This window comes from Streptomyces sp. NPDC007346 (assembly GCF_040703535.1).
Taxonomy (GTDB): Bacteria; Actinomycetota; Actinomycetes; order Streptomycetales; family Streptomycetaceae; genus Streptomyces.
Genome location: NZ_JBEYKR010000160.1, coordinates 1 through 15,909 on the forward strand (window position 1 = coordinate 1; position 15,909 = coordinate 15,909).

General features: G+C 72.2%; 11 protein-coding genes and 2 pseudogenes. 8 read left to right on the forward strand and 5 right to left on the reverse strand.

The genetic code is table 11. The annotated features are described in order from the left end of the window. Positions 1 to 134: 134 nt before the first annotated feature. Positions 135 to 950: a TetR/AcrR family transcriptional regulator gene (locus AB0917_RS29375; protein ID WP_366822700.1), complete on the reverse strand. Its 816-nt coding sequence runs from the start codon at positions 948 to 950 to the stop codon at positions 135 to 137. A 100-nt stretch (positions 951 to 1,050) separates the two neighbouring features. Between AB0917_RS29375 and AB0917_RS29380 the strand changes: the two genes are divergently transcribed. Both AB0917_RS29380 and AB0917_RS29385 read left to right on the forward strand, forming a co-directional pair. Then, positions 1,051 to 1,704 (forward strand): CatB-related O-acetyltransferase, encoded by a 654-nt coding sequence (locus AB0917_RS29380; protein ID WP_366822701.1) that lies wholly within the window; start codon positions 1,051 to 1,053, stop codon positions 1,702 to 1,704. 161 nt (positions 1,705 to 1,865) lie between these two features. Continuing rightward, on the forward strand, positions 1,866 to 3,062 hold the full coding sequence (locus AB0917_RS29385; protein WP_366822702.1) for a macrolide family glycosyltransferase: 1,197 nt from the start codon (positions 1,866 to 1,868) through the stop codon (positions 3,060 to 3,062). 208 nt (positions 3,063 to 3,270) lie between these two features. On the opposite strand, the gene AB0917_RS29390 is transcribed toward AB0917_RS29385, so the two are convergent. Together AB0917_RS29390 and AB0917_RS29395 are read right to left on the reverse strand one after the other, a co-directional pair. Beyond that, positions 3,271 to 5,298 carry a thioredoxin domain-containing protein gene (locus AB0917_RS29390; RefSeq protein WP_366822703.1) on the reverse strand — a complete coding sequence of 676 codons (2,028 nt, stop codon included), beginning with the start codon at positions 5,296 to 5,298 and terminating at the stop codon, positions 3,271 to 3,273. Positions 5,299 to 5,432: 134 nt separating this feature from the next. Beyond that, positions 5,433 to 7,124 carry a CBS domain-containing protein gene (locus AB0917_RS29395; protein WP_366822704.1) on the reverse strand — a complete coding sequence of 564 codons (1,692 nt, stop codon included), beginning with the start codon at positions 7,122 to 7,124 and terminating at the stop codon, positions 5,433 to 5,435. A 425-nt stretch (positions 7,125 to 7,549) separates the two neighbouring features. On the opposite strand from AB0917_RS29395, the gene AB0917_RS29400 reads away from it, so the two are divergent. Continuing rightward, positions 7,550 to 7,822: a hypothetical protein gene (locus AB0917_RS29400; RefSeq protein ID WP_366822705.1), complete on the forward strand. Its 273-nt coding sequence runs from the start codon at positions 7,550 to 7,552 to the stop codon at positions 7,820 to 7,822. Then, positions 7,819 to 8,226, forward strand: coding sequence for a type II toxin-antitoxin system VapC family toxin (locus tag AB0917_RS29405; protein WP_366822706.1), 408 nt, complete (start codon positions 7,819 to 7,821; stop codon positions 8,224 to 8,226). Before AB0917_RS29400 ends, AB0917_RS29405 begins: the two co-directional genes overlap by 4 nt. A 41-nt stretch (positions 8,227 to 8,267) precedes the next feature. Here the strand turns inward: AB0917_RS29405 and AB0917_RS29410 are convergent. Continuing rightward, positions 8,268 to 8,417: pseudogene (locus tag AB0917_RS29410) on the reverse strand (DUF255 domain-containing protein); the annotation flags it as partial. A 214-nt stretch (positions 8,418 to 8,631) separates the two neighbouring features. Between AB0917_RS29410 and AB0917_RS29415 the strand changes: the two are divergent. Then, positions 8,632 to 9,099: pseudogene (locus AB0917_RS29415) on the forward strand (Uma2 family endonuclease); the annotation flags it as partial. Positions 9,100 to 9,112: 13 nt separating this feature from the next. Here AB0917_RS29415 and AB0917_RS29420 read toward each other — a convergent pair. Then, positions 9,113 to 9,676 carry a hypothetical protein gene (locus AB0917_RS29420; RefSeq protein WP_366822707.1) on the reverse strand — a complete coding sequence of 188 codons (564 nt, stop codon included), beginning with the start codon at positions 9,674 to 9,676 and terminating at the stop codon, positions 9,113 to 9,115. Between the two features lie 336 nt (positions 9,677 to 10,012). On the opposite strand from AB0917_RS29420, the gene AB0917_RS29425 reads away from it, so the two are divergent. From AB0917_RS29425 to AB0917_RS29435, 3 genes are all read left to right on the forward strand, one after another. Then, the gene (locus AB0917_RS29425; protein ID WP_366822708.1) at positions 10,013 to 10,858 is read left to right on the forward strand and encodes an SDR family oxidoreductase; all 846 of its coding nucleotides are present in this window, start codon (positions 10,013 to 10,015) and stop codon (positions 10,856 to 10,858) included. Positions 10,859 to 11,203: 345 nt separating this feature from the next. After that, entirely contained in the window at positions 11,204 to 12,223 is a 1,020-nt protein-coding gene (locus AB0917_RS29430; RefSeq protein ID WP_366822709.1) for a DUF4190 domain-containing protein, read from the forward strand. A gap of 264 nt (positions 12,224 to 12,487) precedes the next feature. Beyond that, positions 12,488 to 15,868 carry a tetratricopeptide repeat protein gene (locus AB0917_RS29435; protein WP_366822710.1) on the forward strand — a complete coding sequence of 1,127 codons (3,381 nt, stop codon included), beginning with the start codon at positions 12,488 to 12,490 and terminating at the stop codon, positions 15,866 to 15,868. The last annotated feature ends 41 nt before the right edge of the window (positions 15,869 to 15,909 follow it).

Genomic DNA, 15,909 nt, shown 5'->3' on the forward strand with positions numbered 1-15,909 from the left:
GGTACGGGAACAGGGCCGGTGGCCGACCGCCGCACCGCACCGCGCCGCGCCGCACCGCACCGCGCCGCACCGCACCGCGCCGCACCGCGCCACGCCGCATCGAGTCCGGGCGTTCGCCCCCTCCACCTCCTCGATCACCCGCCCTCCCCTTCCTCCTCCCGGCGGACGGAGAAGGCGCCCGCGGCAGCCGCCAGGACGGCCGCCTCCGCGGCCCGTTCCGGCAGGTCCGGGTCGGGGTCGGCGCGCAGGAGCACCAGCTGGTGGTAGATCGGCGCCGTGGCGGCGATCAGCAGACTCCGCGCGTCCGTGTGCGGTGCGGGGGCGGGCGTGGGCATGGGCATGGGCGTGGGCGTGGGCATGGGCGCGGGCATGGGCATGGGCGCGGGCATGGGCATGGGCGCGGGCATGGGCATGGGCGCGGGCATGGGCATGGGCGCGGGCATGGGCATGGGCGCGGATGCGGATGCGGATGCAGGCGGGGACGCGGCCGGAGGCGCGGGGAGTTCGCCGCGCTCGATGGCGCGCTCGACGAGAACTTCGCACTGGGCGTACCGGTCGGCCCACAGCCGCGTCTGGGCCCGTGCGGCCTGTTCGGAGTGGAACGAGGCGGCCATCAGGGCGACCGCGAGCGACGGCTGCACGACCAACAACTCCTGGATCTCCTGGTTGAGGGCCGTCAGGTCGCCGCGCAGCGAGCCGGTGTCCGGCGGCTGCCAGTCGATCTCGCCAGCGGCGTCGATGACGTCGACGAGCAGGCCGCCGACATCGCGCCAGCGCCGGTAGACCGTGGCGCGGTGCACCCCGGCCCGCGTGGCGACACCCTCCATCGTGAGCCCTTCGTGCCCGCCTTCGGCGAGTTCGGCGCGGACCGCGTCGAGGACCTGGGCACGGACGCGGGCGGTGCGGCCGCCCGGACGGCGGTCCGACGTCGAGGCTGATGTGTCGGTCATCGGTGATCCGGTATCCGGTTGATCGAGGGGGCTGGGCTGTGCCAGCATCTTAACGCGACGGTTGTCGCCATAGGCCCACGAGAGAGGAACCGCCTCCACGATGCCGCCTGTTCCCGCCGACCCCACCGTGCTCCACCCGATGCCCGAGCACCCGCGCGTGGTCCTGCTCAGGCCGTTGGTGAAGTCGCCGCTGATCGAGGTCGGTGACTTCTCGTACTACGACGATCCGGACGACCCGACCGCGTTCGAGACGCGCAACGTGCTCTACCACTACGGCCCCGAGCGGCTCGTCATCGGCAAGTTCTGTGCGCTGGGGACGGGCACCCGGTTCATCATGAACGGCGCCAACCACCGCATGGACGGCCCGTCCACCTTCCCGTTCCCCACCATGGGGGGCTCCTGGGCGGAGCACTTCGACCTGATCACCGGTCTGCCCGGCCGGGGCGACACGGTCGTCGGCAACGACGTGTGGTTCGGCCACGGCGCCACGGTCATGCCCGGCGTACGCATCGGCCACGGCGCGATCATCGGCGCCGGCTCCGTAGTCACCGCCGACGTCCCCGACTACGGCATCGTCGGCGGCAACCCCGCCCGGCTCATCCGCACCCGCTACGAGGCCGCGGACATCGCCCGGCTCCTGGCCGTGGCGTGGTGGGACTGGCCCGTGCGGCACATCACCCGGCACGTACGGACGATCATGTCGGGCACCGTCGCCGACCTGGAGGAGGCAGCCGCGCAGGCCGGCCGGCCCTGACACCGCGCCACCCCGCCACACCGCCGGCACCCGCCCCTGCGCACGCTCCGCGCGTCCCCTCTCCGCTCCTCAGCCGCCCCTAAGCCGTCCCGTCCCTATCCCTCCCCCGCCCGCCTCCGCCCCGCCCCTCCCCCGCTCCGCACCCGAAACGAGTGACGCCCATGCCCCCTCGCCGCGCCCACATCGCCATGGTCGGCGTCCCCATCGTCAGCCACGTCCTGCCCAGCCTCGGGCTCATCCGTGAGCTGGTGGCGCGCGGGCACCGGGTCACGTACGCCAACGACCCGTTCGTGGCCGACCGGATCGAGTCCACCGGCGCGGAGCTGGTGCCGTGCACCTCCACGCTGCCCGTCGCGGACAACGACTGGCCCGCCGACCCCATCGCCGCGGCGAGCCTCTTCCTCGACGACGCCGTCCAGGCGCTCCCGCAGCTGCGCGCCGCCTACGACGACGATCCGGCCGACCTGTACCTCTACGACATCGGCGCCTACGCCGCGCGCGCCCTCGCCGAGGCGCAGGGCCGCCCCCTCGTGCAGCTCTCCCCGACGTTCGTCGGCTGGGACGGGTACGATGAGGAGGTCGCGGCGCATCTGCGGAAGCTGCCGGGCGCCGACGCCTACCAGGAGAGGTTCGCGCGGTGGCTCGCCGGCTGCGGTGCGACCACCACGGACGTGGACACGTTCTCCGGCCCGCCCGACCGGGCCCTCGCCCTGATCCCGCGAGCGATGCAGCCGCACGCCGACCGGGTCGACACCGGCACGGTGACCTTCGTCGGCCCCTGCTTCGACACCCCGGCGGACGCGGAGGGCTGGACCCGACCGGCGGGCGCGGACAACGTGCTGCTGGTCTCGCTCGGCTCGGCCTACACCCACCAGCCCGCGTTCTACCGCCAGTGCATCGCCGCCTTCGGCGACCTGCCCGGCCGGCACGTCGTACTCCAGATCGGCAAGTACACCGACCCCGAGGAGCTCGGCACCGTCCCGCCCAACGTCGAAGTGCACTCCTGGGTCCCGCAGCGGGCGATCCTGGAACAGGCCGACGCCTTCGTGACCCACGCCGGGATGGGCGGCTGCGGCGAAGGGCTCCTCGCCGGCGTTCCCATGATCGCGGTTCCGCAGGGGGCCGAGCAGTTCATGAACGCCGACCGCCTCGTGGAACTCGACGTCGCCCGCCGCGTGGACACCGCCGACGCCACCGCCGAGACCCTGCGCGCGGCACTGAGCGACCTGGTCACGGACCCGGAACGGGCAGACCGGTCCCGGCAGTTGCAGACCGCCGCCCGTGCCGAGGGCGGCACCCCGCGCGCTGCCGACCTCATCGAGAACATGCTGTCCGCCGCCGAGACCTCCACGCGCTGAGGACCGTCCCCCGTCCTCCACGCACGTACGGACACGTACGGACACAGGCACGGGTACGGGAACGGACACGAGTACGAGTGAAGGTACGGGTACGCGTGAAGGTACGGGTACGGATACGCGTAAGGGGCCGTCCGCAACCGACGGTTTCCAGCGCCCGACCCCTCACGCGTCCTCCGCGGCCTCCGCATCCTCCACGTCCTCAGCCGCCTCAGCCGCCCCAGCCGCCCAGCTTCGCCGCCAGCTCGGCCGCATCCGTCGTCGGCGCGTCGCAGACGAAGTGCCGGCAGACATACGCGGTCGGTACGCCACCCACCAGCGGCCGGTCCGCCAGCAGCGGGAACTCGGCCCCCGCGCCCGGACCCTCGCCCGCCGCGACGACGGCACCCGGCGCCCGGCCCAGCAACGCCGTACGGTGCAGATCACCGCCGACCGGTCCGGCCACGGCGACCTCGCGGGGCCCGTCCAGCAGCGCCTCGGCGACCGCGAGCCCCCAGCCGGTGAAGCGCGGGGCGCGCGGGGCCAGCGCCTTCACCACGCCGAGTGCGCCCTCGGCGGCGGTGCGGTGGGGCTCCGAGCCGGTGTACGCGGCGTACGTCAGGAGCGCGCCGGCCGCCGCCGTCCAGCCGGCCGGGGTGGCGCTGTCGGTGGGATCCTGGGGGCGGCGGATCAGCTTCTCGGCGTCGTGGGCGGTGTCGTAGAGCTGCCCGCCCTCCCCGGTGAACTGCTCCAGCACGATGTCCAGCAGGAACCCGGCGAACTCCAGCCACGCGCCCTCGCCGGTGACGGCGGCCAGCGCGAGGAAGCCCTCGGCGACATCGCCGTAGTCCTCCAGCACCCCGGCGTTGTCGCCCACGCGCCCGTCCTTGGAGGTACGGGCCAGCCGGGCCACCTCGCCCAGGTGGACCCGGACCAGCAGGTCGGCGGCCTCGGTGGCACGCTCGACGAGGTCGGGCCGGTCGAAGTAGGCGCCGGTCTCGGCGAGGGCGGCGATGGCGAGCCCGTTCCAGGCGGCGACCACCTTGTCGTCGCGCCCCGGACGCGGCCGCTCCCCACGTGCCGCCAGCAGCCGGGCCCGTACGTCAGCGACGCGCCCGGCGTCCACCGGGCGGGCCTCACCGGGGAGCTGGAGCACGGAGGCGCCTTCCTCGAAGGTGCCCTCCTCGGTGACGCCGAAGTAGGCGGCGGCGAAGGCGCCGTCCTCCTCGCCGAGCACCTCGCGCAGCTGCGCGGGCGTCCACACGTAGAAGGCGCCCTCGACGTGCTTGCCGTCCGCGTCCTCGCTGTCCGCGTCGAGCGCGGAGGCGAAGCCGCCTTCGGCGGTCCGCAGCTCCCCCACCATGAAGTCGGCGGTCTCCAGGGCGATCCGCCGCGCCTCGGCCGACCCGGTGGTACGCCACAGGTGGGCGTACACACGGCACAGCAGCGCGTTGTCGTACAGCATCTTCTCGAAGTGCGGGACCACCCACTCCCGGTCCACGGAGTAGCGCGCGAACCCACCGCCGAGCTGGTCGTAGATCCCGCCCCGGGCCATCGCCGAGCAGGTGTCGGCGGCCATCTGGAGGGCCCCCTCGGACCCGGTACGGGCGTAATGCCGCAGCAGGAACTCGACCGCCATGGACGGCGGGAACTTGGGCGCGCCCCCGAACCCGCCGTGCTGCTCGTCGTACTCCCGGGTCAGCCCGAGCAGCGCCTGCGCGATCTCCGGCTCCCCCGGAACCCCGTCGCCGCCATGGGCCAGCGACCGCCCGGCGAGGTCGGCGACGATCCGCTCGGCGACCTCGGCGACCTCCTCACGCCGGTCGTTCCACGCGGCACTCACGCCTTCGAGCACCTGCTGGAAGGAGGGCGAACCGTGCCGGGGCTCGGGCGGGAAGTAGGTCCCGAAGTAGAAGGGTTCGGCATCGGGCGTGAGGAAGACGGTCATCGGCCACCCACCGTGCCCGGTGGCCGCCTGGACGGCCTCCATGTAGACGGCGTCGACGTCGGGCCGCTCCTCCCGGTCGACCTTCACGGCCACGAAGCGCTCGTTGAGGTAGGCGGCGACGGTCTCGTCCTCGAAGGACTCGTGCGCCATGACGTGGCACCAGTGGCACGCGGAGTAGCCGACCGACAGCAGCACGGGCACATCACGCCGCCGGGCCTCCTCGAAGGCGTCCGCTCCCCAGGGCCACCAGTCGACGGGATTGTCAGCATGCTGAAGCAGATACGGCGAGGTCACACCAGCCAACCGGTTCATACGATCCAGCCTCTCACAGCGCCGGATGCGACCTGCGAGAACGGCACGAGCCCCGACGACGTCCCGCTCAGTCGGACGGCTCGTCATCCCGGAACAGCAGGCCAGGCTGCGCCAGCACCGGACCTGCCATGTCCTCAGGCTTGCGGCTGAACAGTTTTGAGCATCTGCAGAGCGACTTGAATCTCCTTTACCGCACTGATGCGGTCATCGTCACTCGTGTGGAAATGCATGGTCTCGTTACGGATTTTTCGCACTCGGTCCATGCGTTCGGCGAAGCTCTGCTGCGGGAACTGCCAACCCGTGGCCTGCCATACGTCATCCCGCTTGAGCAAGGTGATGTAGTCCGAGAAGTTCATGCCCTGATTGGCGAGCTTGACGATTCTTGCGGGATCGCCGGGGAGGCCGTACTCACCATGAATCTCCTTCACCAGCATCAAAGCCTTCCTGAGCGCTCGGCGCAGGCGCAGTTCCAGCTCTTGGATGAGGGCGTAGGGGCGCAGCTCCTGCTCGAATCTGTGGGCCAGGTCGTGGCCCGTCACAATCCCAGAGAGGCTGCCGTCGGGATTGACCACGAAAACGCAGCCGTGGTCGGCTACATCGGCCAGGCAGTCCACCATTGGCTCGTCGGTGCGTATTGACCGAACCTTCAATACGGCAGCGTCTCTGACCAGCGCGGTGGCAGGGCGGTTGGTCGCACCGATTTCCCGCCAGGTGATGGAGCCGCGCAAGTGACCGTCGTCGTCGAGGACCGGGAGCTGGTCGTACGTGTTCTCGGACAGAAGTTCCACAGCTCTGCTGAGCGGTTCGGTCAGCCTGACGGTCTTCAGCTCACTGCGTGCCGAGGGCAGCCTTCCCACGGTCACCAGCACAGGCGCCGGACGAGCCAACTCCTCGTCATCGTCGCCTCTCTCACCCTCGTCGGCTCCATCATCGGTCACGCTGGCGTCACCGATGTCCGAGGAGCCAGGATCCTCGTCGACCAGGAGATCCTCCGCGGAGTCATCTCCTTCCTCCGGCTCCAGTTCCAGGTTGGCGGTCTCTTCGCCCAACGACTGCCGTTCAGCTTCCGGAGCCAGGCCGATGGGGACAACGCGAACGATGTGGTCGATCGACGGAACCTCGGTGATGGGAGGGACGACCGCGAGACCGAGCTCGTCCAGATCCCGGCGAATGGTGGCGGTCGCCTTGCCTGAGCGGCTCACGAAGTCCCAGATGCTGAGCAGGTCACGTACGGCCAATGCGACTGGTTTGCCCGCCGGCGCTTCGGCGACCTTCTCGGCCAACTGGGCAGGTCCCTCCAACAGTCGCAGGTCAGCTGGGGCGTCAGGGTTTCCCGGATCGGATCCCCCCGCCGCAAGCATGGTGAGACGCTTCACGGCGTCAAGACGGCGCAACTCGCTCACTGTGAGCAGGGAGCCAAGCGTCGCACGCAGGTCAGCACGGAGCTCCGTACGCGGTACATCCGTGCGCTTCCAGGTGACAGTGCGTACATGCCGGAGTCCCGGAGCAGCCTCCGCACGGAACTGGTAATCGCCCGTGAGGTGTCCGATGGCGATGGCGCCCGCCTTGAGTGGCAGGACGATCAGATCCCCAGGCGACATGACGGCGCGAAAACGCCACAGTTGCCCGCGCCAGTTACCGAGGACGCGAGGGTTCTCACGGGGGTACGCCTCGGCGAGCGCGGCTTCGAGGTCTCCCGGTGTCATACAGCCTGTGAGGTCACCGACCTCGGGCCAGCCCGCGATCGTCAAGCTCTCAGAGATGGAGGCGTCCTCCCGCTCGCCATCCGCTCCGGCGCGTACCATCCAGGCCCGTGCAGCGCCCACGTCATCTCCCAGAACCTGTCGTGCTGAATCGAAGTGCGGTTGGTCGAGCCTAGCCGGGAGCTCCCGATCATGAAAAGCAGGTCATCACTCCGGCCCGCAAGAGCCGCACGCACGCACCTGCGTCCGAGCGGGTATCCGAATCCGGACGCTGCGAAGCCGTGCGCGAAAGCCGGGGATGAGTTGCCACGTCCCGTCACCCGAGTAGAACCGCTCGGGCGAGCAGTCTGTTTCGAGAAGCTGCCACCCTCATAGGATCTGAATCGCGGAAGTAACGGTCCATGCTCGCAAATCGGTACTTCAAGCACTGACGGCCCGATCCGATGCTCGCGCGAAAGCCGTAGGTGAAGCGCCGCAGCCGCTTCTCGCCGCAGATGTGGTTCGGTGAAGCCCTCGCGGTGTAATAGAGCCTGTCCTACACTTTGAAGATGAAGCCGACCCGAGCCGGGACCACCGAGAACATCTCCGTGTCCATGCCCACCGAGCTGGTCAGCGAGCTCCGCTCCCGAAGCGGCCGTCGCGGCTTGTCCAGCTACATCACCGAGGCTGTCCGGCATCAGCTCGCCATGGACGGGCTCGCCGAGATCGTCGCGGCCCATGAGGAAGAGCACGGCGCGCTCACGGAGCAGGAGGTCGAAGCCGCTCGTCGCGAGCTGTTCGGAGAAGAGAACGCCGACGGCGTCGAACGGGGCGCTGCGTGAAGGAGCGTCCGGCCCGCTCGCTGGTTCTCGACGCCGAGGCGCTCTCTCTGCTCCTGCGCAACGACCGCGGGATGGCGGCTCGTATCGAGGCCTCCCGGCGGGCCGGGGCCCCTGTCCTCGTGTCCGCGCTCACCATTGTCGAAGCTGTGCAGGGGAAGACCGGTCTTGCGCGCTTGAAGTGGGTGCTCTCCCGGCTGCAGGTGGAACCGGTCAGCCAGGAGGACTCCCTGACCGCAGTGGCGCTGCTTCGGGACGCAGGCGGGCTGCACGGGCACAAGTACGCGATCGACGCCCTCGTTGCCGCGCTCGCGCTCCGTGTCCCGGGCCCCGTGATCGTCCTGACTTCCGACCGTGACGATTGGTCGAAGCTCTGCGGGAAGCGCGTGACCATCAAAGAAGTGTGAGCACGGCCCCAGCTAATGGGTTCGCGAGTTCACTGGCATCAGTGGCACGCGGAGTAGCCGACCGACAGCAGAACGGGCACATCGCGCCGCCGGGCCTCCTCGAAGGCGTCCGCTCCCCAGGGCCACCAGTCGACGGGATTGTCAGCATGCTGAAGCAGATACGGCGAGGTCACACCACCCAACCGGTTCATACGACCCAGCCTCTCAGCGGGCCCGGCCCGGTCAGGGAGAGCGCACGGACTCCGCCTCACTCGGGCAAACCGGCCGGGCCGGAGACCGCTCCCTCTCTGAGGCGGGTCCCCGGGACCGCAGGACAGTCGGCTGAGCCCAGCAACGCCGGAAACCGTGGAAACTCCTCGAAGGAGGCACACCATGACCGCCGAGATGGTGGCGGCGCTCGCGTAGATGCACACCCAGATCAGCGCGGAGCAGTACGACTCCTGGTCCGAGGAGCAGTGCGCCGGCATCGAGGTCGTGGACGGGATGGTCGTCGTGAGCCCGAGGACCTCCAAGCGGCACAACCGGCTGGCCCGGATCCTGGCCAACGCACTGGACGCCGCCGCGGGCCCGGACTGGAACGCCGACACCGACTTCGACGTCCGCCTCCAGGACGTTCCCCTCACCAACCGCCGCCCGGACGTCACCGTGTACCGGGCGGAGACCATCGACCTCACGCCCACCCGCCCCGAGCACGTGCTCCTGGTCGTCGAGGTCGTGTCGCCCGGCTCGGAGACCACCGGCCGGATCGTGAAGGTGGACCAGTACGCCAAGGTCGGCATCCCCTTCTACTGGCGGGTCGAGCAGGGCGCCACCGGGGTCCCGATCGTCTACACCTACGTTCTGGACCCCGCCACCAAGGGCTACAGGGACGGCGGTTTGCCCCGCGTCAGCCCACGGCCAGGGACGCCGCCGCGCATCCGGCGGCCACCACGAGCATTCCGTCCGCGACGATGTCGGCCACCAGGACGCGCCGCACGGGGCCGTCCGCGCCGGGTAGTTTGCGGCCCTTGGTGCGGTGCTTCTTCAGTTCGGCGACCGCCTTGTCCGTCGTCCCGAAGGCGCGGTCGAGGAGGGAGCCGGCGAACCCGACCGCCAGGTAGCCTTCGTCCTCGGTGTCCGCGGCGGACTCCTTGGGCAGCACGATCAGGCTGCCGGACGGGTTGGCCCCGATGCGCTGCACGGCGGCGTAGGGGACCTCGTAGCCGAAGAGCGGGTTGACGACGGTGAGCGAGGTCTCGTCGGCGTGGATGCGGGAGTGGGTGACGCGGTAGCAGAGGGAGCCCAGGGTGAGCAGCAGCGCCGCCGCCATCAGGCCGTCCCGGTTGCCGTTGAGGCCGTCGGCGAATCCGATGGCGGCGCCGCCTGCGAAAAGGGCCAGCACACCCAGGGAGAGCACGCGGAAGGAACGGCGGCGCAGCACGCGGCCCCCGGTGACTCGGCCGTATCGCATGGGGCTTTCTGCACTTTCGAGGTTCGGGGGAAGGGAATCGAGGGTTCGAGAACCGGAGAGCGCCGGAGGCCCTTGAGGGCCCGGCCGGCGTCACGCCCCCTGCCGGCCCAGCAGGAGCCGATCAGCAGGCCGGGGCTCATGCGTGCTCACGGCTCCGCCGCACCGGAGCGTACTCGCACGCGGCCTCCGTCTTTCCGCAGGCCCCCAGGTCAGGTACCTGCCCACAGCCGCGCCCCCGAGTGGCCTCGCCCGCAGGCGCCCCGGGGCGCACCGGCCTAACGTGGCGCTGACGCGTACGCGTACCCGCCGGGCAGTATCTGGGAAAGGTGTGAAGACATGGCAGGACCGATCCTCATCACCGGTGCGGGCAGCGGCTTCGGCAAGGAGGTCGCGTTGCGGCTCGCCGGGGCCGGGCACGAGGTGATCGCGGGTGTCGAGATCATCGCCCAGGTCAGTGCGGTGCGGGCCGAGGCGCGGGAGCGGGGCGTCGGGCTGCGGGTGGAGAAGCTCGACGTCACCGACCCCGGCGACCGCGAGAAGGCCTGGGCCTGGGACGTCGACGTCCTCCTCAACAACGCCGGCGTGTCGGAGGGCGGCGCCACCGCCGACATCCCCGAGGAGCGGTTGCGGCGCCAGTTCGAGGTGAACGTCTTCGGGCCCGTGCTGCTCACCCAGGGCATCGCCCGCCGGATGGCGGCCCGCCGCAGCGGACGCATCGTGTTCATGTCGTCGGTCGCCGGCCTCACCGTCGACCCGTTCACCGGCGCCTACGCGGCCTCCAAACACGCCGTGGAGGCCTTCGCCGACGCTCTCGACCAGGAACTCGCCGAGTTCGGAGTCACGGTGGCCACGATCAACCCGGGCCCCTTCCTCACCGGCTTCAACGACACCATGTTCGAGACGTGGAAGGAATGGCGCGACGACCCCGCCGACCGCCTCTTCGACTACGCCGAACTCGCCTTCCCGCATGAGCAGTACGACCCCGAACCGGTCTACCGGAAGACCGTCGAGGTCCTGCTGGGCGAGGAGCGCCGCTACCGGAACCTGCTGCCCGCCGAGATGGAGCCGCAGGCCCGCGAACAGGTCGACGCGCAGTGGGACCGGCAGCTCAACGACGGGCAGCGCCCCGGCCTGGTCCAGAAGGCGTACGACATCCGCCCCGGCACACCGGTCCGGTCCTGACCTCTCCGTGACCCCGCCGGGAGGCCCGCGCCACGGAGTGGAGCGGGGCTGGCGGAAGGCCAGGTGGGAGGGAGTGCAGGGGGAGTGTGGGCGGGCAGGGGGCGTTGGCGCGGGCGGTGCTACCGTGCGGGCAACCCGGCCCCACACGGACTCCTGCGCTGATCACGACTGACGAAAGGGCACAGGGCCATGACCGTGCCGCCGCCGCCTCCGCCTTCCCACATACCGCCGGTGACTCCCCCGCCCCCGGGGCCTCCCTCGTACGGTCCCTACGGCCCGCCGCCTCCCGGGCCGGCGGTACCGGGCTCGTACGGGCCGCCGCCTCCGCCCGGACCCTGGCAGCCGGTGGTGCACCCGCCGCTCAGCGCGATGGCCGTGGCCTCCCTCGTCCTCTCGCTGCTCGTCTGCCTCGCGCCGGTGGGGCTGGTCCTCGGGGTCGTCGCGCTGGTGCGGATTCCCCGTAACGGCAAGCGCGGCAAGGGGCTGGCCGTCGCCGGGACCTCTGTGGGCGGGGCCGTGGTCGCCCTGTCGGTGCTGCTGGCGGTGGTCGGCGGGGCGCGGTTCACGACGTGGACGGTCGACGGGTCCCAGGAGGCGCAGGCGGGCACGCTGTTCGGGCTGCGGGTGGGGGACTGCTTCACTCCCGGGGCGGGGGTGCCGACCCAGGCCGACCCGCGGCTGAAGGACCTCTCGGCCGAGGTCGTGGAGTGCGACGAGCCCCACCAGGGTGAGGTGTACGGCTCGTTCCAGCTGAAGGGCGGCAGCTTCCCGGGCACCGGGGCCATCGCGTCGTCGGCGTACCGGAGCTGTGCGCCGCTGCTGCACGACTTCGCACTGGACAGCAGCGCGCTGCCCCGGGTGCAGTTGTTCTTCTACCACCCGGACGCGACCGGCTGGACGCTCGGCAACCGTACGGTGCTGTGCTGGATCGGCCCTCCGGACGGGCTGCTGGAGACGTCACTGCGGCAGGACGCGGACGACTGGGACGCCGGGCAGTTGGCGTACCTCACGGCCCTGCGGCCCGCCAGTGAGGCGCGGGCGAGCCAGCCCGGCGAGGGGCCCGGGAAGAACCTCGCGGGGGCGACCGCCTGGGCCGGCCGGATGGCCGACGGAGAGGCGGAGTCGGCGCGGCTGCTGCGGGAGGCGGACGGGCTCCCGGCCGGCGCGCTCGGCCCCGCGAAGGCGTTCGCGGACCGGCTCGACGCGCTGTCGGCGAAGATGCGCGCGGTGTCGAACGCCCGTAGCGAGCAGGAGTTCCGGGAGCGGATGGTGAGCACCGGCGAGGGTGACGGGGCCGATGAGGAGGGGCGGATGCGCGCCGCCGTGGGGCTGTCGTCGCCGGGTGGCGGCGATATCGCCGGGTGAGCCACGGGGACGGTTCCTACTCGGCGGCCCTCGCGTGAAAGCCCCGGAGGACGGTTCCTACTCGGCGACCCTCGCGCCGATATCGCCGGGTGAGCCCCGAGGACGGTTCCTACTCGGCAGCCCTCGCGTGAAAGACCCGGAGGACGGTTCCTGCTCGGCGGCCCTCGCGCGAAAGCCCCGTACGCAGGACACTTGACCCTGACGCCCGGCCACTGACCTCCGGGCGCCAGGTGCTTGGTACGCGGCTCTCGGAGGGGGACACACATGCGGGACGGCCATCGGGCGGAGGCGACCAGGCTGTTGGCGCGCGCCGTGGAGGAGGAGGTGCGGCGGTCGGGCGGCCGGGCGGACTCCGGGGTGCTGATGGCACGGGCCACGGCCGCGCTCGACACCATCGCGGCGGGGGCGCGTGAGGAGTACGCCGCGTACACGCAGGCGCTCGACGCGGCGGCGGCCGGGGAGAGGCCCCTGTCGGACCGGCTCACCAAAGAGACCCTGGGAACTCCCCTGCTGGTGACCGGGGTTGCCGCCGTCGCCGCGTTCGGGGCGGACCTGGCGTTCGGCACGGCCACCGGCCCCGCCCTCGGTGCGGGCGCGGTCGTCGCGGTGGCCGGCGCCGCGACGACCGTGGCGAAGGCCACCGCCTCGCACTGGCCCGCCGCCCACCGCCGCGCCGGGGCGGCCGGACAGCCGGGCGGGGCCGAGCAGTTGCGCCTCCAGTGGCTGACCGCGCTGGAGGTACGGGGCATCCGCCCGTACCTGGACCAGCAGCGCATGCTGGCCCCCGCCGCCCGCTCCACGAAGAAGCGGAGCGCCCCGGTGGTACGGCAGTTGCGCGGCGGCGACCGCAGTGCGGCGGCCCGGACCCGGGTCGCGCTGGAGCAGTCCTTCGGCCATCTGCCCGACGCCGGGGGGCCGTTCACCGGGCGTCGGGCCGAACTGGCGCAGATCGCCCAGTGGGTGAACGCCGCCCGCGCCTCCACGCGGACGCGGCCGACCGTCGTCGTCCTGCACGGTGAGCCGGGTTCCGGGCGCACCACGCTCGCGGTGCGGGCGGCGCACGCGCTGAAGGACCAGTTCCGGGGCGCCTGCGTGGTCGACCTGCGGGGCCAGGTCAGCGGGGAGAGCCCGTTGCCGACCCGGGACGCCCTGCTGCACCTCCTCAACCGGCTGGGCGCCCCGCGCGAGCAGCTCCTCTTCCGTGACGGGGCCACGCCCGGAGCCCCCGAAGCCCCCGGCCGCCGCGACGGAGCCACGCCCGGCACCCTCACCGGACCCGGCGCTCCCGGTGCCCCCGGCCCGGCGCAGTCGCAGGCGCAGGCCCAGAAGCACTCGCAGTCTCAGTCGCAGAAGCAGAAGCAGACGCAGGCACAGGCACAGGCACAGGCACAGGCACGAACGTACGGAAGGGCCGCGGCCGAGCAGCACGTGCGGCGTCTGGGCGAGCTGTACCACCAGCACCTCACCGGCACCCCGGTCACCGTCGTCCTCGACGACGCGACCGACGCCGAGCAGGTGCGCACCCTCATCCCGGAGCGCTCCGACAGCCTGGTCATCGTCACCGCCCGGGAGCCCCTGGAGCTGCCGGAGTCCACCCCGGCCTGGGTGCACCACCTGGCGGTCGGTCCGCTGGAGGCGGCGGGCGCCGAGGAGCTGCTGCGTGAGGCGGCCGAGGGCGAGGAGGCGGGGCCGTACGACTACCCGGCCACCGACGCCGTCGTGGAGCTGTGCGGCGGGCTGCCGCTGGCCCTGCGGGTGGCCGGCTCCGCGCTCGGGGCCCGTACGCGCAGTGCGCTCGCGGAGGATCTACGGGCGTACGGGCCGGTCTCCCCGGTGGACCGGGCCCTGTGGCTGCGCTACACCGACCAGGGCGAGGCGGCCCGCCGGCTGCTGCGGCGGCTCGCGCTGGCGGGCCGGGCCAGCCTCGGTGCGGCGGCGGCCGCGGCCCTGCTGGCGGCCGACGAGCAGGAGGCCGGGCGGCGGCTGGAGGAGCTGACCCGGGCCGGGCTGCTCACCCACGTACGGGGATCGCGCTACCGGCTCCACGACCTGGTCCGGGGCTTCGCACTGGCCCGGCTGCTCGACGAGGAGGAGCCGGCCGAGCGGGCCGCTGCCCACGAGCGGCTGCTGACGAACTACGCGGAGCTGGCCGACGCCGTGATCCGCATGGTCGACGGGAAGATGTCGACCCGGGCCGGCCAGTTCGGCTCGCACGGCTTCGGCTCGCTGGACTCGGCGCTGCGCTGGCTGGACGACGAGTCGAGCTTCATCACCTCCGCGCTGCGCCACACCGAGGGCGTCGACCAGTCCACGGTCCTGAACCTCCTGGGCGCCCTGTGCGACTACTGCCTGCTGCGCGGGGACCTCTACCGCCTCGGCGAGATCAGCGAGCTGACCCGCTCCGTCGACCAGGGCCTGCTGGAGCGGTCCGTGCAGTGGCGTACGGGGATCGCGGCCCGGCAGCTCGGCGAGCTGGACAAGGCCCGCACCACGCTCTCCTCGGTGGTGGGCCTCTACCGGGAGGCGCACAACGACGCGGGCGCGGCCCTGGCCCTCTGCTCGCTGGGCATCACCCTGCACCACCAGGGCAACCTCACGGAGGCCGCCGCCCGGCTGGGCGAGGCGCTGGAGCTCCAGGCCTCCCGGTCGCAGGCCGAGGACCGGGCCTGGACCCTGCACGCGCTGGCGGCGGTCGAACGCGACCGGGGCAACCTGGCCCGCGCCCTCGCCCTGCTGGACACCGCGCTCACCCTGCACCGGGAGGGCGAGTCGCTGCACGGGGAGGCGTGGACGCGCTTCCAGCTCGGCCAGGTCAGGCTGCGTACGGGCGAGGTGGCGGCGGCCGAGGAGTCGCTGTCCACCGCCCTGGAGCTGTACGGGCGCACCCGCGACGGCCGCGGCGAGGCGTGGGCGATCACCCAGCTGGCCCGTGCCCGGCTGCTGGACGGCGACCCGGAGGCCGCGCTGGAGCAGCTCCGCGACGCGCTCGCCCGGCACCGGGACAACGAGGACGCGCGCGGCGAGGCGTGGACGCTGTACTACCTGGGCCAGGCGCTGGAGGAGGACGGCGACACCGTGGACGCCGTACGGGAGCTGGAGCGGGCCCGGACCATGTTCTCCCGGATGCGGGACGTGTACGGGCTGGCCTGCGCCCGCCACCACTCGGGCCGGGTCACCCGCGACCAGCGGGCCGCGCAGACGGGGAACCTGCGCAATTCGGGGTTCGCCCGGCAGCTCCTGATGGACGCGCGGGCCGACTTCCGGCGGATCGGGGTGGCGCACGGCGAGGCGTGGGCCTGCCTGGAGCTGGCGCTGATCGACGCGGGCAACGGGCGGGCGGCCCAGGCGCTCCAGCTCTGCGGCGAGGCGGTGGAGCTGTTCGCCTCGTACGGGGACGAGCGCGGGCGCGACTGGGCCCGGTTCCTGCGGTGCACGCTGCTGCCGTACGCCTCACCGGGCGGCAGCGAGGTGGGCACGGTGGTGGCGCAGCAGGAGCTGGCGGAGCTGGCCGACGGGCACCACCCGGCCCGGGACTCCCGGCTGGAGCGGTGCGCGGAGGCGTTCGCGGTGGTCCTGGACCGGGGCGTGGACTTGGAGGACGGCTGGCCCAGACCTTCAACAGCGCCGTGCAGGCCAAGGCGCTGATGCTGCAGGCCCGCTTCCACGTGCGTGGCTACATCTTCAGC

Excerpts from the sequence above, each read along its gene's own strand:
- AB0917_RS29425 (WP_366822708.1), top strand. The coding sequence starts at position 10,013 with ATGGCAGGACCGATCCTCATCACCGGTGCGGGCAGCGGCTTCGGCAAG.
- AB0917_RS29380 (WP_366822701.1), top strand. The coding sequence starts at position 1,051 with ATGCCGCCTGTTCCCGCCGACCCCACCGTGCTCCACCCGATGCCCGAG.
- AB0917_RS29390 (WP_366822703.1), bottom strand. The coding sequence starts at position 5,298 with ATGAACCGGTTGGCTGGTGTGACCTCGCCGTATCTGCTTCAGCATGCT.
- AB0917_RS29435 (WP_366822710.1), top strand. The coding sequence starts at position 12,488 with ATGCGGGACGGCCATCGGGCGGAGGCGACCAGGCTGTTGGCGCGCGCC.
- AB0917_RS29375 (WP_366822700.1), bottom strand. The coding sequence starts at position 950 with ATGACCGACACATCAGCCTCGACGTCGGACCGCCGTCCGGGCGGCCGC.
- AB0917_RS29400 (WP_366822705.1), top strand. The coding sequence starts at position 7,550 with ATGAAGCCGACCCGAGCCGGGACCACCGAGAACATCTCCGTGTCCATG.
- AB0917_RS29420 (WP_366822707.1), bottom strand. The coding sequence starts at position 9,676 with ATGCGATACGGCCGAGTCACCGGGGGCCGCGTGCTGCGCCGCCGTTCC.
- AB0917_RS29385 (WP_366822702.1), top strand. The coding sequence starts at position 1,866 with ATGCCCCCTCGCCGCGCCCACATCGCCATGGTCGGCGTCCCCATCGTC.